The sequence below is a fragment of the Tunturiibacter gelidiferens genome, assembly GCF_051013345.1.
GTDB classification, from domain to species: Bacteria; Acidobacteriota; Terriglobia; order Terriglobales; family Acidobacteriaceae; genus Edaphobacter; species Edaphobacter gelidiferens_A.
In genome coordinates this window covers 3,324,060-3,345,743 of sequence record NZ_CP132939.1, presented here as the reverse complement: position 1 = coordinate 3,345,743, position 21,684 = coordinate 3,324,060, and the positions used below count along the sequence as shown (strand labels likewise).

The window sequence follows — 21,684 nt, the reverse complement described above, 5'->3', positions numbered from 1 at the left end:
TGACCTAACAGAACCAGGAGCCAATGCAGCGGCCGCCATCGGTGATCGAGAAATTTTCGGCTATCGACGACCTTACCTGAGCCATGACTGGTTATCCGGGGCACCCGACGGATGCCCTTCTCGCTACTATGATCGCTCTCATCGAATTAGATCTGGACAGACCTGGCCGGCCCCTAAACCTCTCTTAGCCAAACAGCCGACGGTTGGGGACGATCGAAGGTACACCATTGTGCCTGAAAGTCTCATTTGCAGCAATGTGGGCGAGACTTGCGTCGCTCGCCCCAATGGTTGGAGACTATCGACTTGACATCGCCAGGCCAGACTCGCGGCGCTCTGTTGCGCTCCGGTCGCATCGCCTGCCGCAACTGCGTCAAGCACATCAGAGACGAGACGGAAAAATACTACGCGTCAACTCCAGAATGGCTCTCTTTGTCAGCTACGCTATTACAAGGATTGGCCTTGCTCAACCACAAGCTTGTAGGCGACGTAGTACTTGTAGATATTGCTCACGTACTGAACTGTCACCGGCCCCACACTTTGTGCAACCAGCAATTCGACGTTGCCGAACCACTTGTTGGGGTCCAGTCCAGCTGCCGGTGCTTTTTCCGGAGTGCCGCGATGCGATTGGGCCCAGCGTTATACGCGGCAAAGGTAAACAGTAGACGGTTTACGGGATCAATCCTCGGGTCGTTGAAATAATTGTCCGAGATGTCACGCAGGACTTTAACTCCCGCGTGGATATTGTTCTCGGTGGTCATTATGTCAGGAATGCTGATGGGCGGCGCCGCGGCGGTAGATGGCTTGACTTGCATGATTCCAACCGCACCGCCGTTTCTCGCCGATTGATCCAGCAGTGACTCCTGGTAGCCCTGGGCCACTATCATCAGGTAGTCAAAGCCGTATTGAGAGGAATACTTCTTGAAATAGGCAACGGTCTCGTTGAACTTCTTAAGTTCAGATTCAGAGGTCGCGTTCTTGACGAACTGATTATTTTGCAGATACCGCCGGACTAAGGTACCGCCGAACGATGTTCCCGCCGAACGTGTCTTGATGAATTCATCCAACAATTCTTTGAGCTGCGGATTGTTCTTGCGCATCGCCCATGCGAGTTGTCCTTCGCTGCCGATCGCGAGTTTTGGGTATGGCGTGATGTTCGGAAGCATCTGCGACCAGAGGTTGGCGCGTTCGGTGATGGTGACGGTCGCCGGAATTAGGCCTGCGTTGACCATTTCCATCAAGTCTTCATCCATCAAACTCTTGTCGGCAGCCTGGATCAGGATCGCCGGTTTGCCCTGCGTTCGCAATGAGTCATTCACTTTCTCCAGACTTTGTGAGTAAGTGGTGAGTGGATTGACGAAGATCTTTTTCCCGGCCAGATCCTCCAGCGATGAAACCGGGCCGAACTGCTTTCCCGTGACGACGATCTGTTGCTCGTTTGTTTGTATTGGAATCGAGAAAGCGACCCGTTGTTGACGTTCGGGAGTCACAACTAATCCGAAGGCAATCAGATCACCGACACCCTGAGTCAGAGCTAACTCAACCTGATCGGGGCGAACAGGGATGAACGTGACCTGCACATGTTGTTTTGTGGCGCGCAGCTTTTCATTGACAAATTGCTCGAATGCCCTGAGCGCCTCGTAATAAATGCCCGCTGGACGGCCGTTAACGTAGAAAAAACCGGTGCGGCTGTATAAAACCAGGGCTCGAATCGTCTTACGTTTTACGATCGCGTCGAGGTCGTCGGCGTGGCGTTCGAAGTTGAGTGGCAGGGCCTGACCAGGCGCGGGTGAAGTTGGTGGTACAGACTGAGCGCGAGCCGGCGGCGCTGTCTTGCCATTGACGACTAAGAACAAGAGGCCGAACAACAGGGCCAGCCGTACGTTTTTTCGATACGAAGCGATGTTTGCGGACACAATTACCCCCGCAGCTCTACATTTGCGTCACTAACTCGCGAAGTTAGTGACGCAAATGTAGAGGGCTATTCGCCGTGAGTGTTTCCTGCAAGTCTCATTGCGTTACTGCCTTGGTCGTTGCTTTGCTGGCGTCTTTTACGCCAACGGATGTCTTCTCGCCAGCCTTCTCCGTGTAGTTGACGGTGGCCTTCTTAGTCCCTACTTTGGCGCCTTTGCCGGATTCCCTGGCACCCTTCACGGCCGTTTGATCGGTGTACTTGATGGTGTGCTCCATACCGTCAGCCGTCTTGACGACCACAGTCTTCGAGTCCTTATCGATACTCTTCACAATTCCGCTTACTGCGTGAACCACGTCCTGGGCAGTAGCGCTTTACCAGGCAATAGCCATGGCTGGAACAAACAACCCGGAGAGCAATCCTAAACGCCTCTAATTGACCGCCTCGAACGCAATAGCATCGCAAACCTCCTTGTCCGATTTGTGAGTCCTATCGTACACGCGACTGCCCATGGCGAGTCGAAGGGGGCATTCTCATCGGAATCTCTGGCAACTGCTTCCGTAGAGTGGGCGGGCCCTTTGCTGAAAGCGATGCCTCGTACCAGCAGGACCCGGTATATGGCCTGTAGATCGAGTTGATTGTCTGTCTTGATGGAACAAAGCCGAATGTTCTGGCTGCGGCTGTGGCCCCGGGGCGCTGACATTTCTGACGGTACCGCAAGCGAAGTGGCGTTATCGGCAAGTTCAGCGAGGTCCTGGCTCCAGGACGAACTACTACTAAGTTGCCGCAAACCTGGGCGGTCTCAACCGGTCGGTGCAACACCATTTGATATGAATTCATTTTCTAAAGGTGGTGTTTATGGCACAAGGAAAACGGAACAGGCTTTCCACTGAGCAGAGGACGGAGATGTGGCGCCGTTGGAAGTCGGGCGAGTCGTTGCATGACATTGGGCGCGCCTTCGGTAAGGGCATGGTTCTATTCGGTTCCTGTTGACGCAGCGCGGAGGTATCGTTCCTGCTGCTCGTCGGCGTTCACCGCGAACGCTGACGCTGGCCGAGCGGGAAGACATCTCACGAGGGATTGCTTCCGGTTCGTCGATTCGGGAGATAGCCAGCGGGTTGCAACGGCCTGTGTCGACAGTGAGCCGGGAGGTGGTGCGTCACGGTGGCCGGCCACTCTATCGAGCCAGCGAAGCCGACCGTCAGGCATGGAACTCAGCTCTGCGACCCAAGGTGTGCCTTCTTGCCATCGAAGAGAAGTTGCGGACGATCGTGGCCAGTAAACTGATCCTGGACTGGTCGCCGGAACAGATTTCGAAATGGCTGAAAGTCCACTATCCCAGCAACGAGAGCATGCGCGTGTCTCACGAAACCATCTACCGCAGCTTATTCATCCAGGCCCGCGGAGTGCTGAAAAAGAGCTGGTTCAGCACCTCAGGTCCAAGCGGCTTATACGTCGCTCACGGCACTCTCGGGCTGCGGGACAGTCTCGAGGTCAGATCGTCGATGCCATCTCTATTAGCGAAAGACCTGCCGAGGTTGAAGACCGCGCTATTCCCGGTCATTGGGAGGGGACCTGCTCGCAGGCAGCAGGAACAGTCATATCGCCACCCTGGTGGAACGACATTCGCGTTTCACCATGCTGGTCAAAGTGCCCAGCAAAGACACAACGACGGTCGTCGCCGCGCTGAGCAAGCACGTGCTTAAACTCCCTGCGACGCTCGTTGACCTGGGACCGAGGCCACGAGATGGCCAAACACAAGAGCTTCACGGTAGACACGAATGTAAAGGTCTACTTCTGTGATCCGCAGAGCCCCTGGCAGCGCGGCACCAATGAAAATACCAACGGACTATTAAGACAGTACTTCCCCAAGAAGACCGACTTGTCCGTCCACTCTCAAGCCGATCTCAACAAGGTAGCCCTGCGCCTCAATCAACGCCCGCGACAAACTTTGGGCTTTGAAACTCCGGCGAGTAAACTGCAAGCCAGTGTTGCATCGACCGGTTGAGCCCGCCGGGGTTTGCGGGCGGGTTCGGTTTCACCTTTCCGGATAGCCGGTTATACGGCCAAGTGCCGAAAGCATAGATCGATCCGGACGATTCGATAAGTTGCATTGGCCTTCCATGAGAAGGCCGGTCGGTGTCAACCCGTTTTGTGTAGTTGGGGACAAATTCATCTCCTTTCCGGTCTGAACGCGATTGCTTGCACGCCGAGCTGCTGCTTTTGTCGCCACCCTTCCATCCGCACTCTGTTGTGAGCGTTCCATTGCTCGGTGCAAGTTGGTGTTCTCGATTTAGCCGGTGCTGCCACCTGTTATTGCGACCTTTCGCTCGATCTCACAGACGGAGTGTTGGGCCAGGCCAATGACGCAGTCACCGGAACTCGGCTTATGACGCTAAACCTCCACACCTCTGGACTGAACTATGCCACTGCCGGCAGTGTGGCCCGGCTGCTTGGCCGTAGCGGTATATAAACCTCTCCGCTCACCCATAGTCGATGCAGCAGGACGGCCAGCTTACGCGCGACCGCGATCACTCCGCGTTTCTTCCCGCGCTTGCCTCCGTGCTCAGCCAGTTTCATGCCCCATCGGCGCAGGTCGCTGTCGACGCCCCACGGGCCAAGAACGTGGTGCGCAGCCTGCACCAGGAGTGTTCGCAGGTACGGATCGCCCTCTTTGCTGATGTGCATCTGCGGCTCACTCTGTCCCGAGTTGCGCCTCCCAGGTTGGAGACCCACGTAGCAGGCGGCATCCCGGCTCTTGCGAAAACGGTGTGGATCTTCCAGCGTCAGCATATAGGTGAGGGCGATTAGCGTTCCCACTCCCTTGATCTGCTTCAGCCGCTCCGGCTTTTGGATACCTATTCCGCGTCATGGACTCAAGCAGGTGGTCGTACTCGCAGATCCGTTCGCTGACCGACTCTATCTCTCTCATCATCGGTTCCAGTGCACTCTTCAACTCCGGACTCAGATCCTGGGCGGCCTTCGGCTTCATCCCGCGTGCGCTGCATCCGCGGAGCCGCTCGCCGTAGGACTTCGTCAGACCGCGCGCCGCGTTGACCAACATCGTCCGTGTACGCACCAGAGCGGCTCGCGCCCGGATCACCGTCAGGTCCGCTTGGGCCTCGGCGCTTCGATGCTTCACTGGACACAACAACTGTGGATCTATCCGTACCAGTCGTGCAAGCGTTCTAGCGTCGATCCGATCATCCTTGCGCCTGCTCTCCCCGATCAGTCGTACGCTGCGCGCGTGCGCCACGATCGCTTCATGACCGAGCTCGCTAAGCAACCGGCTTACCCACGGTGAATGCGTTCCGGTCTCTAGTGCGATACGGCTCCGAGGCATCGCTCCGAAGATCTCTTTTATCGCCTTGGGCGTCGTGCTCAACCTCTGCTCCATCAGGACGTCACCTGCTTCATCGAGCACGCAATAAAGGCTCGACCTATCGCCCAGATCCACACCGACGGTCAGGTGTATCGGTCCTGCTTGTTGAGTGTCTGCTGCATCGTCGTAGTGGTAAGCTTCTTCATCGCCGGTCTCCATGTCTCCCGCGCATCAAGCGCGTCGATAACTTGGGAGCTTAACGCATCCGCTGGAGACCGGCCTTCTCATCCCATCTGTTATCGCCATTCGACAGCCTGCCGTCGGATTCTTGGCCGAATCGTGGAGAACGGTTGCTTAGTGGATCTTCTGCTGAGCGACAAGCTGTTCTGTCAGATCCAATCGTTTCTTCCAGGGATCTACCTCCGCCACCGGTCCGTTGTTGGTGAAATCCATGAGCATGTCCGTTATCGAGTCGTACGGTGGCCAGTCCGGCAGACCTTTCGCGTTCGGATTCCCTGCTTTCACGAAGTTTGCCCAGTAGGTGTCCCGTTGCTTCAGGCGCGACTGTGCTCGCGGATGCTGAAAAGATCAGCACGATTGAACGGCAGCATCGAAAACTGCTCGCGATTGAGATGGAAGCTTATGGTCTATATGCACCAGTTGCAGATTCTAGGGTTCCTCAAGCGTCAGCCTTATCAATGAAGTCTGTATCAGATTCGCTGATGAAGCGAAAAACGACTCTTTTCAAAGATACGCGGCGTATAACCGCCACGGCGTCGAGTTCGTCCTTCCGGACACTCTGGAGGCGTTAGACTTGATGGGCTAGGCTCTCGATAAGATGGGCCGGAGCACAGTAAGGTGCGGTTTGCCCGTGATTCGAGAGCCATGCCCGCGCGTCTGCAGGGTTGCCGAAGGAACGACTCATGGCCTCGGTATTTCACCTAATAACAAAACGACATCGCACTGCTCATTGTGCCAGTGGCGCATGTGGCAAAGCCCTTGCTAAGCTCTCGGGCATGCGCTGGCTGCATTTTGCTGCTCGTAGTGTCGTCTGGTCTGTTGCTGAATGCCGGCGCCTCGCAGGTAGCTGCTCCGGCGCAAGCCACTCCCGCGCTGACCATCAAAAATATCGGGCCGGGAGTTGTCGCGATTGATGGCGACTGGCAGTTCCATCTCGGCGATGATATGCACTGGATCGATCCCGCCTACGACGACTCGCAATGGGAACATATCAAGGCGGACAAGAACTGGGGTGAGCAGACTCATCCGGGGTATGCGGGCTTTGCGTGGTATCGTCGCCACCTCGACATTGCTCCACCAGTTTCAGGCAGGCAGAAGCTCGCGATCCTGATGCCGCCCGTCGATTCCGCGTATGAGATCTACTGGAATGGAGAGAAGGTCGGTCATCAGGGTGTGCTCCCGCCCGGGGCCGTAGGGTATTACTCGCATCGCGAGTCCTTCGCCTTGCCGTCGTCCCTTTCCGGAGCGGAGCGGGGTCTCCTGGCACTAAGGGCGTGGAGAGCGCAGCCTAATTCAACCGGTCTTGACACTACCGGAGGATTGAGTGCTCCACCACTCATCGGAGCCGCACCGGTCATTGCCGCGAAAGTAGGCCAGGCTGATTTCCTGCGGCTGAATGCGAGCCTGTTCGGCCGCGCACTTAGCTTTTTCTTCCTGTTGATTGGAACTGTATCGTTCTTCGTGTGGGTGCGGGACCGTGAAAAAGGCTCTATCTCTGGTTCGCGATATGGCTTCTGGCGGAGGTGGCCTATTTCTATCTCCACTCGACTCACATGATCGAATGGATTTCGTACCCGATTCTCAGCGGCTGCCGGACGTTTGTGTTTTCGATTGGGGACTGCTCATTATTTTTGCTGCTGCTGCATTTGTTCAACCTTCAAGGTAACCGACAGCTGCTCCGCTGGACCTGGGCAGCCGTTGCAGTCCACCTCGGCTTTGGATTGGCGGATGCAGTCGTATTGCTGGATTGGGGAGACGCCGGACCAACCACGCAATGGTTGAACGCGGTAGTCACTGCGGTCTGGGCGCTATCTCAACTGATGGTATTTGTACTCGTTTACCAAGGCCTGAAACGCAAGCTCGACCTCCCCCGTAATCTGGTCGCTGTCACAGCCTTTCTGCTTTATCTGTGGGACTTTGTGAGAGTTGTCAGCTCCCAGGGGATACGCTTCACTCACTGGGGCCTGCATGACAGGATCACGGGGCCGCTGTTTCATTTTGCAGGAGCAGAGATCACTTCAGGGCAGATTCTCGAGACGCTGTTGTTGATTTCTCTCGCATATGCGCTGATGCGATATGCCGTGGAACAGCGCAAGCACGAAGAGGCCCTGGAATTGGAGTTCAAGTCGGCCAAGGAGGTCCAACAGGTGCTGATTCCAGAGGCCCTTCCAGAGGTGGGCGGATACGCGATCCAGAGCGTCTACCAGCCAGCACTGGAGGTGGGTGGAGACTTCTTTCAGATCATTCCTCTCAAGGACGAGTCCGCGCTGGTCGTTTTGGGCGACGTGAGTGGCAAGGGTCTGAAGGCGGCAATGAATGTCGCGCTGATCGTCGGCACCGTGCGCACGCTCGCCGAGTACGACAGCGACCCCGCCGCGGTGCTTACTGGACTCAACCGCAGACTGGTCGGCCGAATGCAGGGCGGCTTTGCGACCACTATCGTACTGAAACTGGGCACTTCGGGCCATTGCTCGCTCGCCAACGCCGGCCATCTGCCCCCTTTCTCAATTTCCAACGAAATGCCCCTTGATCCTTCGCTGCCTCTCGGCATCGTTGCCGAGGCAGACTACGTAAGTCGATACGTTGTGCTCAGCGACGACGATCGCATGACCCTCTACACCGATGGTGTGCTCGAGGCCTGCAATTCAGCGAGAGAGTTGTACGGATTTGAACGCGTCAAGACTCTTCTCACCAAACGTCCCGATGCCAGCACCATCGCCGAAACTGCCCGAGCGTTCGGGCAGGAGGACGACATCACTGTGCTGACCATCACGCGGCTTCCCGTAATTCAGATTGTCGAGGCGACTTCCGTAGGAGTCGCAACTAGCTAACTCACAGCAATGGCGCTTACATCCGTCTTGGCGGATTAATGGTTGAAATAGCCGCACCGCACCAGGCATTTCAGACAACCGGGTGGTAACTCCAGAATTGTTTGAATGTTAAGTCACTGAGCAGCACGTGGTGTTGCATATCGCACCGAACGCGACTGTTCCCTGACTGCTCTTTGTACCATGCAGCGAAGCGAGAACCGATGGTAGGTTCGCACCACACGGGTCTTTTGCGCGTGCCAGGTAGCCCCCGAGCCGAGCGAGTTTGGTGGGATATAAGGAGAGGGCGTTTCCCATAGCTGCTGTCTTCGCGGTGTCGCTGACGAGTTGGTCGAGGAGGTGGATTTCCTGAGGGTGAACGCCAGTTCTGGCGCGTCTTCGGGGACAGCTCGGTTGAGCATCGTGATCCAGAAGATCTTCCAGCTGAGCAGGCAAAGGATCGCGAGCAGGTTGACGATTCGTTCGGCAGCCCTGAGTCGCGCCTCTTCGGCCTTGCAGCCCGATTTCAATATCTTGTGGAAGGTCTCGATCTTCCAGCGCAAGCCATACCAGCGAAGCTTCTCGATGGCCTCTTCGCGGCTGCGGACGGTCAGGTCGGTGATCAGCTTCCAGTCGAGCGCAGGGTACGCTTTGAGAGCAGGAGGTGATTCGATCAAGGGCGACGCCGCGCTTGTCTGGGGTGCGCGCCCTTCTTCTTGGCTACTCTGGTCAGAAACTGGGTACCGCTCTACGTGGGGCGGCGTGCTTGAGATCTGGAAGAACCTGCAACCGGAGGCGAGTTGACGCACCTCGTAGCGAACAATCGGTCTGCTTATGAGATCCACCTTAGGTGTAGCAACCGTTGCCACGACATTCTTCGATTTGGAAGGCCTGTAATCCTTGGGGGCATATTTCATAAGGTCGATCATTGAGTGTTTGCCTTTCTGCTAAGTTCAACTAGATGGTCTTTTTCTAAAGCGCTTGCAGGTATTACAGGCTAGTCTTACGTTTTACTTGATGCCCATTGAGTGAGCCTTGAAAGAGCTTTGACATAGCCTTGATGTATGCCTTGATATGCCTTGATATGCCTTGATGTGTACAAGGTCATCCGGCTCTCCTGCTGCGACTCAATGACTCAGAGGCATTGGCCCTCCAAGTGTTGTACTCGAGAATAAGCGACTTACATTTTGAGAGACCTGAGTGCCAGTCGGCGGTCAGCCGAGTTTGCGGTCTATAAGTGAGACGCGCTATGCCTACGAGTCGAGCATCGGGCAGCGTATTCCAAACAGGAGCAAAGTAGTGGAACCCCTTTGCCTCGGCCGCTTCAATTTCACGCTCCCAGAGCATCGCTTTGCCGGCAAAATGGGCCGACGCACCCAACTCTTGTTCGGTCGGCTCCCCTACACTACTCAATCCGTAAGGGTGAAGTGGTTCGGCATCGTTGCCGCTATTTGGCATGAGGTGTGGAACAAACTGCAGAACTCCCATGTTCTCGAGAAGGTGGACCCGATCCCAAACCTCCTGACTAGCGAGGGCTGAATGGTAAATCGAAAAAACCTTCAGTGGAGCGAGTGTAGCCAGACGGTTTGAAGGCCCAAATCACATGGGATTCCATAGATCCAGCTTTGAAACGCTCGTAGTTTTGTCGGATCATCGATTTATTGACACCGCCATCAGCAGCCAGGTTGTGTGCATGGTAAAGGTCAACAAGAAGGCGTAGCGACCACACATCCCCAGTGGCCTTGAGTCGGGCCACGGGCGATAGTTCGGTGGCTGCACCTTGCACAAAAGTGTTCGGAAGCCATATGAGATCTTCAGCATACGTTGGACCTTCCTCCCATGATGATGTGCGAACAAATCCACCGTCGCGCATTTGCAGAACGCCCCGGCTCACAAGGAGGTCTCTGATCTTACGGACGACTACCGCCTTAGGCGATTTCGCATCTACCTTGCCCTCCACACTCGCCTTTACGATGGCCTTCTCGATGGGTGATAGGGATGCGATTTGCTTCGCTACGTTGTCCTCTGCAAACGTCGGCCAGTCCGTAAGACGGTACCGCGGACGGGCCTTGGTGTGACCTTCTCCGTAGGCGAGAAAGCCTTGGTCAAGCAACTCCTGGATCGCTTCAGCAGCATAGGTGCGGTGCATTCCGGCGTGAACCTCGCAAGACTTCGCAGACCACTTGCTCGTCTTATTATCCCGCCCGGTTCCGTTCGCAATGGTGAGATACGCCACTGGGAGATTGATCTTGCCAGTGGCACACAAAGCCCACCAGATACGCTTGTCTATATTGAAAAACCCTCCACCCTTCGACTTCACCTGACCCCTCATAGCTTCTCTCAATGGTTATGATTTCTGTTGCATCCGCGGGTCCTCAGCCATCACATGGCGAGACTCAGGCAGTGCGCTCTGCGCGCGCGTTGATCCATTCGGCAGCGGCCTCGTGAGTGATTCGCACGGATCGGCCAAGCCGGACGAGGTCAGGGCCGAGGCCTTGTGCTTTGAGAGTGTCAAATTGGCGGGTGTTGATCTTCGCAAGCTCGCAAAATTCTTTTACCGTGTGCATGGACTCTCCTGAATCGGTTGGTCCTGCATATCTCAGGAGAGTGGATTGTTTGGTTCGCGATTGCCTCAGCGACCTGTTTCAGCAGGGTGCGCTCTGGCTCCGGTGCGCACCCAGGGTAGCTAAAGTTCTAGAGGTATCAAGCGAAGCATGGTCAATTCGTCACCGGCTTCGTGAAACACCCATACTTTGCGTAGTTTTCCAGCTCCTCCACGGTGCGACCCTTGAAGAAGTCGTCCGGGTTCCTCGGGGAAACAATCAGCCCCATGACCTTGCTCATCTCTGCGATGGCCGCAACCTGCCCCATGATCGAACCTTTGGTCTTCTCCGGAGGAGCCGTGGCGAGGTCGTGGAGCATAGTGAGGACGTCTTCGCGAGTGAAGCCGATCTTCCGCAGACTCCGCACCTCTTCTTTCACCATCTGCGTCATCAACCGGTCGCGGTAGTTCTCCATGTATGCCTGGATAGGCTTGCGGTGATAGACGCGGCTGGCTTCTTCTTTGGTGTAACCGACCTCCGCGCCGGCCGCTTCGATGCGCTCGAGCTGCGTCGCGTTTGGGTCTGGAAGCCCCTAAGTACGTGGAAGCAAAACAAAGCATCCTGCTCGGTGATAGGAGCTACTTCCCGCGGCGGACGGCGCTGCGCTGGCTTGACGCTCTTCTTCTGCATCGTGATCTTCTCCTTCGTTTTTGGCCGTTACGTGGGGACGGCGGTAGCAATTCCGCACTGGTGCGAACGAATCAGACGATCCCTATGCCTTGACCGTGAGACTCTCAAGCCATTCGTCGATCTGCTTCTCGATCCAATCAACTGAGCGGCTGTTGCGCCCCAGCGAAACGGCGGATGGGAAATTTCCTTTCGCCATCATGGCGTAGAGGGAGGATCGGGAGAGGCCAGTACGAGACTCGACCTGTTTTCTGCGAAGAATTGTTATTGAGCTGCGGACTTGTTCCGACATGCTTATGGTGCCTCCGTGGATTTGCGTTGGCTGAACCAACCCTTTGCAGGGGTCCAGGCGCTGAAATCCAGCGGGGACTACCGAGTTACTCTCGAATAGTACATCAAAAACTGGAACTGCGTGGGACTCTCAAGGCACCGATGGACACCTTCAATGGCAGGTCTGATTTGAAGAGAGACAGCGATTCCGTGCCTAGCGCCTGTGCGGGTCAGGTACATCGGCGGGTATGTCTCGGACTTCTCTTTTCAACTTATTGATAATGCGATTTTTGCGAGGCGATATGAATCCCCCTCCCGCCATTCAACCTGTTCCGACACGTGCAATAGATCCTTTCGATTGTCAAAGTCCGTTGCACTGCGGACTTATCTATTTGTTACTTCGATGACAACTGTCAAACCCGCCATTCGGTCGTCGTTTTTAGGTTTTCCGCCGCCATGTCGCACTCAGGAAGACGGCTGCCCCGGCCCCGACAAGAAGGAATGTTGAGCCGAGTATCTTGGCGATCGCTAACCCCTTGTGCGGCTCGTCTTCGGGCGGAACGAGCGCCAGGACAATCGTCAACATAGTGGTAATCAGGCCGACGGAAGCGAGTAGAACTGCAACGGACCGGCCCCCGGAAACCGGATTCCCCCTGCGGAAAAGGTTCGCGCTGCAACCGGATCATCGCCAGAAAAAGAAAGACAAACGGGATGAAGTAAGTGACGATCGACATGCTGACGAGCAGGTCGTAGGCGCTTTGCACGGAGCTGCCAGCCTGGCTTAGCAACGCACAGAGCATTCCCGCAAAACCATAAAAGATAATGGCGATCCATGGCGTGCCCCACCTTGCATGGACGCGTCCGAAGGCCTTGGGCAGGTATCGATCGATGCCGGCCACAAAGGGTAGACGGGAGGTGGATGAGAGGAAGGAAGCAGCTCCTCCGATGCTATTGAGCGCAACGAGAAGCGCAATCAGGACGACAATCCACGAGAGACCGAGGCGGCCGCACATTACCTGGATGGCGCTTGCAAAACCGCCAACTCCGCTGATTTCACCGCTGGGCAACGCGATAAGCATAGCGATTGTTCCTGCGATATAACTGCCGGCGAGAATCATTCCGGAAACGATGAGCGCGCGAGGAATAGTGCGCCGGGCATTCTTAATCTCCTCGCTCATGAAGGAGCCCGTCTCGCAACCACCGAATGCGAAGAAGATCGTCGACCAGAAGATGGCGTTTTTGAGATCGGCGTGAGGAGTCATACTCGCCGCCGTGAACTTCGTGGCGGACCCAAAGCGGAAGACGCTGACGCCTGCGAGCATGAGCAGGATGATGATCGGAATCCAACTACCAAGTGCGCCTACGCTGCTTAGCCACTTTCCGAATTTCAACCCACGAACGTTGAGTGCTGTAATAGCGGCGAGACATCCCAGAGCAAACAGGAGGTAGTAGCTCCCGGTAGTGGCTAACTTCTGTCCATGGGGAAAGGCGAAGAGTAGGCTACCCGCTCCGAAGTAGAGCACGGCGGGGAAGTATGGAAGATTACTCATCCAGTACGTCCATGCAGCCAGAAAGCCCGAGAAGTCGCCAAAAGCGTGCTGCGTCCAGACGTAAAGTCCGCCCTCCTCCGGATAGCGCGCCGAAAGTTCGAGCACGCTCGCAGCGAGAGGCACGAAGAAGAAGAGACACGCGAAGATCCAGACCAGGATCGTGCTGGGCCCAGCCGCAGCCGCCGTTGCTATCCAGCGCAAACTCAGTCCGCCCGCAATGTAGAAGAGGGTTAGATCGAAGAGACCCAACTCGCGCTTCAGTAGTTGCTTCTCCCCCAGTCCACCCGGTTCCGTCATCGAGCGTCATCCAGATCGCGAAGCACCGCCATCGCAGCATTGCGCCCGTTGATGCCGATGACGCTGCCGCCGGGGTGTGTGCACGCGCCGCACAGGTAGACGCCCTTCATCGGGGTTCTCGCCGTAAGGCGGTTGCCCCACATGTACGCAGGAAGGCACTCGCCCTGGAAGATGTGTCCGCCGGTGAGACCGACCTTCTGTTCGATGTCCGGCGGCCCCAGTACCTGCGCGTCGACGACGGCGTCTGGCAGATTACTGCAAAATCGGCCGATCGAGCCCAGTGCCAGGGCCTTCGCGTCGCTGCGGTGTTCTTCCCAACTTCCAGATGCGAATTTGTAGGGAACGTATTGCGCGAAGACGCTCATCGTGTGCAAACCCGCTGGTGCTACGGTTGCATCATGCACGCTCTGAAAGTAAAGCTCGCACCAGAGTTGTTCCGGAAGGAATCCCGAACGGGCTGCGGCATAGCTGGCCTTCCACTCCTCTTTCGTTAGAGGAGCATTGATCTGGCCGTAGTGATGTGGTTGTTCGATTCCCGGTCGAGCCGTGAAGTTCGGCAGCTCGCGAAGCAATACGTTTAGCTTGACCGTGCATCCTTCGATCGGCACCGAGTGCACTTTTGCAGCCCAGACCGGGTCCGCATCGACGTCCAGCATGCGCAGTGTGCGGATCGGGTCGGCATTAGAGACGACAACCTGTGCAGTGATTCGCTCTCCCCTTCGAGCAGCACGCCCTCACCGGGGAGAATTCGTGCCACGTTGACGCCCGCGGCCACGATCACTCCGGCTTCGCGGGCAGCATCACAGAAGTAGAAGGAAACCATCCCCATGCCGCCCTTCACATAACCCCACATGCCTGGCATGTCCCCGAGCCGGCCTGAAGCGTGATGGAAGCGAATGGAGGCTGTACCCGCGTCAAAAGGACTTGCGTTTGTGCCGATCACGCCTTGCCCCAGATAGGCAGACTGCATTCGCTCGTCGATAAGATAGCGCTCGACGAACTCCGCCATGGACCAATCAAAAAGAAGACTGCGCGCTTCAGCGTCATCCTTTAGAAGCTCTTCGAGTTGCTCGTGGGTGGGCGCATCGCCAATCCATAGATCGCGTCGGCTCTCGTCTGGACCGTCGCCAGGAATGCCGCTTGCAGGACGAAGCGCATCTCGCAATCTGCGAATTACGTCATTCATCGCGCGCCAGCCTTCAACGTCCCGTGGGGAGAAGCGGCGAACCTCTTCTTCGCATCGAGTGTCATCATCCCAAAGCTGAATGCTGCTGCCGTCCAGAAAAGGCACAAAGAGACCGTTGACAGCGGGTATCCAATCGAAGCCGCGCGCTGGCAACCCGAGTTCCTTAATCACGAGCGGATGCAGCAGTCCGGCGAGATAGGCGCAGGGCGACATTCGAACACCGGGAAATGGCTCCTCGACAGTACAGGCGCCCCCAACCCGCTCACGGCTTTCGAGCACGAGCACGCGTTGACCTGCACGCGCCAAGTAAGTCGCGCACGCCAACCCGTTGTGGCCCGCACCCACAACGATCGCATCCCAGTGGCGTGCGGCGATCTCTTTGAGTGGCGCCGGAAGCCCGATCTTCCCCAACATTGCTGCTGTCGCAGACATACTGGCAGTATCTACGTCAGAGTTCTAATAACAAAGGGAAAACAACCGATGCTGAAGACGACATCGGTAAGGTTTACTCGAATCAAACAGCCGGCCTCCGCGAGGGTCGTGGGAATTTTGCGCTGCCAGCGTCCTTGCTGTGCAATTTTCAGCACTCGGCCGCCAACAAAATCCTTAGATCGCGCAAGTTGTTTCCAGTAGCGCCGGTTACGATGTTCAAGCCTGCTTCCTGCAAAAAAGTGCCGGAGTCGAAGCGTTCTAAAGACCGCTGAGCCCGAGACAGTAGTTTTTCGTCATCCAAAAGAGTCTTCTCATCCACAACGGCACCCGCGGCAAAACTGTTTCCGTCGATGCCGTCCGTGCCCGCTGAGAGAACGACCGTGCACGCGTCCAACGACCCTAACAAGGTCGCGGCATAGAGCGCAAAGTGTTGATTGCGTCCACCAATCCCCAATTTATCGCTCCCCTCCGCAGATACTCCCGGGGACAACTCAACCGTCACTTCACCAGAAGAGATCAGACAGACGCGCCGATGATCCCGCCTCAGGTCCCGAAGGCGTTCAAGCAGATATTCGGCCGCGGCACTGTAGCTCCAGTCATCGCAGGTATTGTCGACGACCGCATAAAATCCGAGATCTCTAGCGCGTTGTTCGACGATCGCCACCAGATCCTCGGACGATAGCAGTGTCACAGCTCTTGAGCGCAGTTGCGCCGATTTGGGCGTTTCACGAAGTTGGGTTGATGAAAAAACTGCCGCACCGAGGCCGGAAATCTATCCATCAGACCATACCGCTCCAGGATCTGCTTGCACTGATCGACGGTAGAGCTATCAGGCAGCGTGGGGCCGGATCCCAGTGCGTCCAGATGCCTCAACGGCACATCCGAGATGAGCAGCGAGTAACTCAGGATACCCCCGGCCTCGAGGGCCAGTCGGCCTCCCTTCACCGCCGAGAAGTGCTTGCGTACACAATTTATCTCGGCAATCGAACCGCCGCTATGCACCAGCTCTCGATGGAACTTCACCGTATCTTCAAGCGAGATCTTGGAATCGAGTGGCAATTCCATCATCGCAGAGGCGCCTCCGCTGATAAGAAAAAGACAGAGCGAATCTCCCATCGCGGTAGCTTCTTTTCGTAGCGAACGAACAAGCGCCAAGGCAGCTTCGGCTCCATCAATCGAGGCTTGATTGGGTGTTGGATGTCCTCCGGCAAAAAACTGAAAGCCCGGAGGTAGATCTGTTGGCCCGCCGCTGGCAATCACCACCCCAGACAAATCGCACCGGCTCAGCCCTCGTAGAGAGGGCAACAGTGCTTTGATCATCGGAGACGCCGCTTTACCCGCAGCTACCACGCCGATGCGGCGTATAGGGCCGAGGTCGATTACGTCGTCGCCGATCGCTAAGAACGTTGTGTCGCCTGCCCCCGATATTCGCTTGACCTTGCGGTTAACAGCTTGCTCAATGCTGCAATCCGCAAGAGACTGCAGGAAGAGGTTACAGGCAACCTCTCGTAAGCCCGACCCAGCCGTTGTCATGCAGCGACACCCCAGTAATCCCCGTTCTTAGACTTCGAAGCACAACTATCGAGCGAGACTTCCGGCCAGGCAAATTACTCTCGCTATGGACAGCCACGCGGCCCCCAAAAACATTCAACGCGCACATTGGCACTCGGACTCAAGAAAAATGCGCTCCGCCTCTCGAAAAACCGCAAACTACTTTCCACACAGTGGCACAAGGCTGGCAACGAAGGAGATACTAGTTAAAGATCGCACCATCGTCAAAATTTCTCTTCACCCTGCCGTCTTTCAACATTAACTCAAGTCCACGAGGAGAATTAAAATCGCATGGCAAAGCTCGGATTTCTTGGTTTAGGCATTATGGGCGGCCCAATGGCCCTTCATCTTATTGAAGCAGGCCATCAGGTCGCCCTATGGTCGTTTAGCAAAGAAAAAGTCGAGGCGCTCGCAGCCAAAGGCGGTATCTCGTGCGCTACACCCGCCGAGGTAGCGCGGAAGAGCGACTGCATCTTCCTCTGCGTCGGTAACACGGAGATGTCGCGAAAGGCGATCCTCGGCAAAGACGGACTCGCGGAGACCGCTGCCAAAGGAACCATCATTGTGGACTGCAGTACTGTCTCCCCCTCTGCAAGCCGTGGCATCGCCGCAGAACTCGCCGAGAAAGGCATCGCATTTCTGGACGCGCCCTGCACCGGATCTAAAGGCGGGGCGGAAGCAGGGACACTCACCTTCATGGTCGGAGGACCACAAGACGTCTTCGAAAAGGTGCGTCCGTACTTCGAGGCGATGGGTAAGCAGCTCTACTATTGCGGCGGCGCCGGCATGGGGCTTCACGCCAAACTCTCACAGAATATGATCCTCGGCAATCTCCTTCAGGCATTCAACGAGAGCCTGATCCTCAGTACCAAAGCCGGAGTCGACCCGGAGATGATGCTCGACATCCTCAACAATAGCGCCGCCAAATCAGGCCTGATCTCAATCAAGGCACCTTTGGTCTTTGCACGAGACTTCACTACGAACTTCTCCGTAAAGTGGCTCGAGAAAGACATGGAGTTGATGCTGGAATCGGCCGCCGAACTGAACGTGCCTGCGCCCCTGACGGCACTCTCGCGACAGCTGTTTCGCGCTGCCATTGCAAAAGGGTACGGCGAAGAAGACATTTGCGGCTCCATTCGTGTGATGGAAGATATCGCCGGCTGCACGGTCGCCAGCAACTCAAAGACGCAGCAAACATGACTGGTCGACGGTTCAAACCTCCGCGCGGCTTAGAAACAAGACAAAGCCTCTGACAGAGAATATCGTTTCAGAGAGCGACCAACTTCATGATGCGAGGATAAGTACACGTGTTGAACCGCAGAAATTTCCTGAAAGCCGCGGGAACAGCAACCGCGGAGACGCTGCTGGGATCGAAGATGTATGCGCTTACAGCAGCTCAGACTGGTCCTGCCGCGCCGGTTGAAGCCAACGATCACGTACAGTTCGCACTGATTGGGGCCGGCATACAGGGCCAATCCGATACGAAGTTTGCAGTGCAGGTTCCGGGCGCGAAGTTGGTGGCCGTAGCAGACTGCTACGACGGCAGGCTCGAGCGCAGCAAGGAACTCTGGGGCACCGACATTTTTACGACGCGCGACTATAAGGAAATCCTGGCCCGCAAGGATATCGACGCCGTCATCATTGCCACACCGGATCATTGGCACAAGCAGGCTGCGGTCGACGCCATGAACGCGGGAAAAGACGTCTACTGCGAAAAACCGATGATCCATCTGTACTCCGATGGACCTGAAATCATTGAAACCGCCCACAAGACAAACCGCATCGTCCAGGTCGGAAGCCAGCGCGTAAGTTCGATCATCTACTCGAAGGCCAAGGAACTGCTCGCTTCAGGTGCCATCGGCCAACTCAATATGGTGACAGCTCGCTGGGACCGTAACTCGTCGCTAGGCGCATGGAACTACACCGTACCGCTTGATGCTTCGACCGAAACCTGCGACTGGCCTCGCTTCCAGGGGACCGCTCCCAAAATTCCGTTCAATGCGGAGCATTTCTTTCAGTGGCGCAAATGGAAGAGCTACGGCAGCGGCGTAGCGGGAGATCTCTTCGTTCACCTCTTCAGCGGAACCCACTTCATCACCGGATCAAATGGCCCCACGCGAGCGATGGCAACCGGCGGGCTGCGCTTCTGGAAGGACGGGCGCGACGTCCCCGACGTGATGTTGGGCCTCTTTGACTACCGTGAAGGATTCAACCTCAGTCTTCGCGTGAACTTTGTCGACGGAGGCGAAGAGAGTGAAGGACTGATCTTTACCGGGTCGGAAGGCACCATGGAGATCGCGGGCAACACAGTCAGCATAAGCCGAGTGCCGCTCCAGAAAGAACCCGGCTACATCATCGGAACATTTACAGAGGCAATGCAGAAACGCATCCTGGAAAGCTATCGGCAGAAGTATCCGGTCTCACATCCATCCGGAGGCCCGTCGGCCACGTATGAGAAATATGTTGCCCCGGCCGGATACAGCGACAGCTACGACCATTTCAGTAATTTCTTCTCGGCGGTTCGCACCCGCAAGCCCGTTGTGGAAGACGCAGTGTTCGGCTTTCGTGCGGCGGGGGCTGCATTGCTGAGTAACCTCAGCATGGAACGTGGTGAAGTAGTGAAATGGGACCCGGACGCGATGAAGCTCTTGTAAACAAACATTCCGTAAAGGCGCCGTGACAGAGCGAAGAGGAAATTCTTCAATAGAGTCTTTCGTCTCGTTCTTCGGCTTACTATTTGCAATGGAGTCTGCGTCACAGAAGGTCCGCGTTTTTGTTTGATGGATCGACGTTCGGAGAAATTGACATGAAACTCTGATCTGCGACGCAACTCACCCGAAGTCAATCTCCATCTCCCGAATTATTTGCTAAAATTCGACCATCTAAAACGTTTTTGTGGAGTGAAAACTCCCAACATTCCCCTGGTTTGACAAGCGAGTAAAACGCAGCTATCGTTGCCGCGCAATCCACCCCACGCGTACCGGAGTTGCAAACGTGAAATATACAACAAGCAAAACTTCCACTGCGAAGCTACCCTTCGCTCGCCTAGTCGGAACACTTCTCTTATCGGTAGGTGTTCTAAGCGGCTCAGCCGTCGCTCAGAACACATCAGATCTCGGCTCCAACGTTTACATCTTCGATCCCAGCATGCCGACAAGTCAGATCCAGGCAACGGTCGATTCCATAGCCAACCAGCAGGTTAGCAATCAGTTTGGCACACAGCGCTACGCACTTTTATTCAAGCCGGGCGTCTACGGCAGCGCCGCCACTCCCCTCAACTTCAAGGTAGGCTTCTACACCGAGGTGGCCGGATTGGGCGCTTCGCCGGACGATGTCGTCATCAACGGCTCCATCGATGTCTACAACCAGTGCTTCGGCCCGAACAATTGCATCGCGCTCGACAACTTCTGGCGGTCGCTGTCGAACCTCGCCATCAACGTCAACACTCCTAACTTTGGCTGCTACTCTGGCGAGTTCTGGGCCGTATCGCAGGCTGCTCCGATGCGCCGCGTCCACATCACCGGCAACACCACGCTGATGGACTACTGCTCAGGCCCCTCGTTTGCGAGCGGAGGCTTCATCGCCAACACTCAAACCGGCTCCATCGTCAACGGGTCCCAGCAGCAGTTCTACGTGCGCAACAGCAACATCGGCTCCTGGTCGAACGGCGTCTGGAACCAGGTCTTCTCCGGCGTCATTGGAGCGCCCGCGCAAAGCTATCCCAATCCCACCTACACCACCCTCTCTACCACTCCGGTGACCCGCGAAAAGCCCTTCCTCTTCGTCGACGCCTCGGGCAACTACAACGTCTTCGCTCCCGCGGCGCAGACCAACACCAGCGGAACCAACTGGGTTACCACCTCAACCGCCGGACGCACTCTTCCCATCAGCAACTTCTTCATCGCCACTCCCTCCACATCGGTGCAGCAGATCAACGCACGGCTGGCCTCTGGACAGAACCTGATCCTTACGCCAGGCGTCTACCAGCTCGATCGATCCATCGACATCAAGAAGCCTGATACCGTCGTTCTCGCCCTAGGCGATGCCACCCTCGTTCCACAAAACGGAACGGCAGCTATCACCATTGCGGCCGTTGACGGCGTCCAGGTCGCCGGTCTGATCGTCGATGCAGGTCCTGTCCAGTCGCCGGTACTCTTCCAGATCGGAAAGCCAAATGGCAAAAAGCCCAGTGATCCGAGCGACCCGGTCACGCTCAATGACGTCTTCTTCCGTATTGGAGGAGCGACTCAAGGCAGTGCTGTCACCAGCCTTCAGATCGACCACGATAACGTCCTGCTCGACGACATCTGGGCATGGCGCGCAGACCACGGCGCTGGAGTCGGGTGGATCGTAAACACCGCGGACCATGGCCTGGTCGTCAACGGCGACAACGTAACCGCAACCGGCCTCTTCGTGGAGCACTACCAGAAGGAGCAGGTACTGTGGAACGGCAATGGCGGCGAAACTATCTTCTATCAAAGTGAGTTGCCATACGACCCGCCGAGCCAGAGCGCATGGACCGACGGAACCGCCAACGGCTATCCATCCTACGCAGTCTCCAACTCAGCGACCACGCATCAGGCCTATGGCTTAGGCATCTACTCTTTCTTTAACCAGGGGATCAACATCATCGAAGACAACGCGATGACCGTTCCCAACGCAAGCGGAGTAGCGATTCACGACGTCGGCACGGTCTGGCTCAATGGCAGCGGGCAGATCACCCACGTGATCAACGGACAAGGCGCGACGGTAAGCAGCAGCAACGCCGATACGCTGAGCCCCGTCGTGTTCTACCCATAGAACCCCTGCACTTCGCCGGGACAAACCTGTATCAGTATTTGGGGCAGCAGACATCATGCTGCCCCAAATACTTTTCCCGCGTCTCTCGAA

At 56.3% G+C, this 21,684-nt stretch carries 22 protein-coding genes and 1 pseudogene; 8 read left to right on the top strand and 15 right to left on the bottom strand.

Annotation, left to right across the window (positions count from 1 at the left end):
* Window positions 1–521: 521 nt before the first annotated feature.
* Window positions 522–1,913 (bottom strand): transporter substrate-binding domain-containing protein, encoded by a 1,392-nt coding sequence (locus RBB80_RS16645; protein ID WP_433963623.1) that lies wholly within the window; start codon window positions 1,911–1,913, stop codon window positions 522–524.
* A 94-nt stretch (window positions 1,914–2,007) separates the two neighbouring features.
* A complete protein-coding gene (locus tag RBB80_RS16640) occupies window positions 2,008–2,241 on the bottom strand; it encodes a hypothetical protein (RefSeq protein ID WP_433963622.1) in 234 nt (77 codons plus the stop codon).
* A gap of 526 nt (window positions 2,242–2,767) precedes the next feature.
* Here RBB80_RS16640 and RBB80_RS16635 point away from each other — a divergent pair.
* Window positions 2,768–3,917: pseudogene (locus RBB80_RS16635) on the top strand (IS30 family transposase).
* Between the two features lie 413 nt (window positions 3,918–4,330).
* Here RBB80_RS16635 and RBB80_RS16630 read toward each other — a convergent pair.
* The 3 genes from RBB80_RS16630 to RBB80_RS16620 form a co-directional block, all read right to left on the bottom strand.
* Complete coding sequence (locus RBB80_RS16630) at window positions 4,331–4,702, bottom strand: transposase (RefSeq protein WP_433963621.1); 372 nt, start codon at window positions 4,700–4,702, stop codon at window positions 4,331–4,333.
* Window positions 4,605–5,450 carry an IS110 family transposase gene (locus RBB80_RS16625; RefSeq protein ID WP_433963620.1) on the bottom strand — a complete coding sequence of 282 codons (846 nt, stop codon included), beginning with the start codon at window positions 5,448–5,450 and terminating at the stop codon, window positions 4,605–4,607. Before RBB80_RS16625 ends, RBB80_RS16630 begins: the two co-directional genes overlap by 98 nt.
* A gap of 135 nt (window positions 5,451–5,585) precedes the next feature.
* Entirely contained in the window at window positions 5,586–5,756 is a 171-nt protein-coding gene (locus tag RBB80_RS16620) for a hypothetical protein (protein WP_433963619.1), read from the bottom strand.
* Window positions 5,757–6,263: 507 nt separating this feature from the next.
* Here RBB80_RS16620 and RBB80_RS16615 point away from each other — a divergent pair.
* Complete coding sequence (locus RBB80_RS16615; RefSeq protein ID WP_433963618.1) at window positions 6,264–7,028, top strand: hypothetical protein; 765 nt, start codon at window positions 6,264–6,266, stop codon at window positions 7,026–7,028.
* Window positions 6,995–8,302 carry a PP2C family protein-serine/threonine phosphatase gene (locus RBB80_RS16610; protein WP_433963617.1) on the top strand — a complete coding sequence of 436 codons (1,308 nt, stop codon included), beginning with the start codon at window positions 6,995–6,997 and terminating at the stop codon, window positions 8,300–8,302. The genes RBB80_RS16615 and RBB80_RS16610 overlap by 34 nt, the downstream gene beginning before the upstream one ends.
* Window positions 8,303–8,415: 113 nt before the next feature.
* Here the strand turns inward: RBB80_RS16610 and RBB80_RS16605 are convergent, their stop codons facing one another.
* A complete protein-coding gene (locus tag RBB80_RS16605) occupies window positions 8,416–9,195 on the bottom strand; it encodes a transposase (RefSeq protein ID WP_433963616.1) in 780 nt (259 codons plus the stop codon).
* Window positions 9,196–9,577: 382 nt separating this feature from the next.
* Between RBB80_RS16605 and RBB80_RS16600 the strand changes: the two genes are divergently transcribed.
* Window positions 9,578–9,817, top strand: coding sequence for a hypothetical protein (locus RBB80_RS16600; RefSeq protein ID WP_433963615.1), 240 nt, complete (start codon window positions 9,578–9,580; stop codon window positions 9,815–9,817).
* Here RBB80_RS16600 and RBB80_RS16595 read toward each other — a convergent pair.
* From RBB80_RS16595 to RBB80_RS16585, 3 genes are all read right to left on the bottom strand, one after another.
* On the bottom strand, window positions 9,804–10,427 hold the full coding sequence (locus RBB80_RS16595) for a hypothetical protein (RefSeq protein ID WP_433963614.1): 624 nt from the start codon (window positions 10,425–10,427) through the stop codon (window positions 9,804–9,806). The genes RBB80_RS16600 and RBB80_RS16595 overlap by 14 nt on opposite strands.
* A gap of 247 nt (window positions 10,428–10,674) precedes the next feature.
* The gene (locus RBB80_RS16590; protein ID WP_433963613.1) at window positions 10,675–10,845 is read right to left on the bottom strand and encodes a hypothetical protein; all 171 of its coding nucleotides are present in this window, start codon (window positions 10,843–10,845) and stop codon (window positions 10,675–10,677) included.
* Window positions 10,846–10,996: 151 nt separating this feature from the next.
* Complete coding sequence (locus RBB80_RS16585; RefSeq protein ID WP_433963612.1) at window positions 10,997–11,296, bottom strand: hypothetical protein; 300 nt, start codon at window positions 11,294–11,296, stop codon at window positions 10,997–10,999.
* Window positions 11,297–11,317: 21 nt separating this feature from the next.
* Between RBB80_RS16585 and RBB80_RS16580 the strand changes: the two genes are divergently transcribed.
* On the top strand, window positions 11,318–11,656 hold the full coding sequence (locus RBB80_RS16580) for a hypothetical protein (RefSeq protein WP_433970069.1): 339 nt from the start codon (window positions 11,318–11,320) through the stop codon (window positions 11,654–11,656).
* Here the strand turns inward: RBB80_RS16580 and RBB80_RS16575 are convergent.
* The 6 genes from RBB80_RS16575 to RBB80_RS16550 all read right to left on the bottom strand — a co-directional run bounded on the left by RBB80_RS16575 (window position 11,594) and on the right by RBB80_RS16550 (window position 16,776).
* Complete coding sequence (locus RBB80_RS16575) at window positions 11,594–11,800, bottom strand: AlpA family phage regulatory protein (protein ID WP_433963611.1); 207 nt, start codon at window positions 11,798–11,800, stop codon at window positions 11,594–11,596. The two genes, RBB80_RS16580 and RBB80_RS16575, sit on opposite strands and share 63 nt — an antisense overlap.
* A 391-nt stretch (window positions 11,801–12,191) precedes the next feature.
* Complete coding sequence (locus tag RBB80_RS16570) at window positions 12,192–13,625, bottom strand: APC family permease (protein ID WP_433963610.1); 1,434 nt, start codon at window positions 13,623–13,625, stop codon at window positions 12,192–12,194.
* A complete protein-coding gene (locus tag RBB80_RS16565; RefSeq protein WP_433963609.1) occupies window positions 13,622–14,233 on the bottom strand; it encodes a phytoene desaturase family protein in 612 nt (203 codons plus the stop codon). Before RBB80_RS16565 ends, RBB80_RS16570 begins: the two co-directional genes overlap by 4 nt.
* A complete protein-coding gene (locus tag RBB80_RS16560) occupies window positions 14,203–15,243 on the bottom strand; it encodes a phytoene desaturase family protein (RefSeq protein WP_433963608.1) in 1,041 nt (346 codons plus the stop codon). The genes RBB80_RS16565 and RBB80_RS16560 overlap by 31 nt, the downstream gene beginning before the upstream one ends.
* Window positions 15,244–15,391: 148 nt before the next feature.
* Entirely contained in the window at window positions 15,392–15,934 is a 543-nt protein-coding gene (locus RBB80_RS16555) for an MOFRL family protein (protein WP_433963607.1), read from the bottom strand.
* Window positions 15,931–16,776 carry a DUF4147 domain-containing protein gene (locus tag RBB80_RS16550; protein ID WP_433963606.1) on the bottom strand — a complete coding sequence of 282 codons (846 nt, stop codon included), beginning with the start codon at window positions 16,774–16,776 and terminating at the stop codon, window positions 15,931–15,933. The genes RBB80_RS16555 and RBB80_RS16550 overlap by 4 nt, the downstream gene beginning before the upstream one ends.
* A gap of 309 nt (window positions 16,777–17,085) precedes the next feature.
* On the opposite strand from RBB80_RS16550, the gene RBB80_RS16545 reads away from it, so the two are divergent.
* The 3 genes from RBB80_RS16545 to RBB80_RS16535 all read left to right on the top strand — a co-directional run bounded on the left by RBB80_RS16545 (window position 17,086) and on the right by RBB80_RS16535 (window position 21,594).
* Window positions 17,086–17,994, top strand: coding sequence for an NAD(P)-dependent oxidoreductase (locus RBB80_RS16545; protein ID WP_433963605.1), 909 nt, complete (start codon window positions 17,086–17,088; stop codon window positions 17,992–17,994).
* A gap of 110 nt (window positions 17,995–18,104) precedes the next feature.
* On the top strand, window positions 18,105–19,448 hold the full coding sequence (locus RBB80_RS16540) for a Gfo/Idh/MocA family protein (protein ID WP_433963604.1): 1,344 nt from the start codon (window positions 18,105–18,107) through the stop codon (window positions 19,446–19,448).
* Between the two features lie 340 nt (window positions 19,449–19,788).
* Complete coding sequence (locus tag RBB80_RS16535) at window positions 19,789–21,594, top strand: coagulation factor 5/8 type domain-containing protein (protein WP_433963603.1); 1,806 nt, start codon at window positions 19,789–19,791, stop codon at window positions 21,592–21,594.
* The last annotated feature ends 90 nt before the right edge of the window (window positions 21,595–21,684 follow it).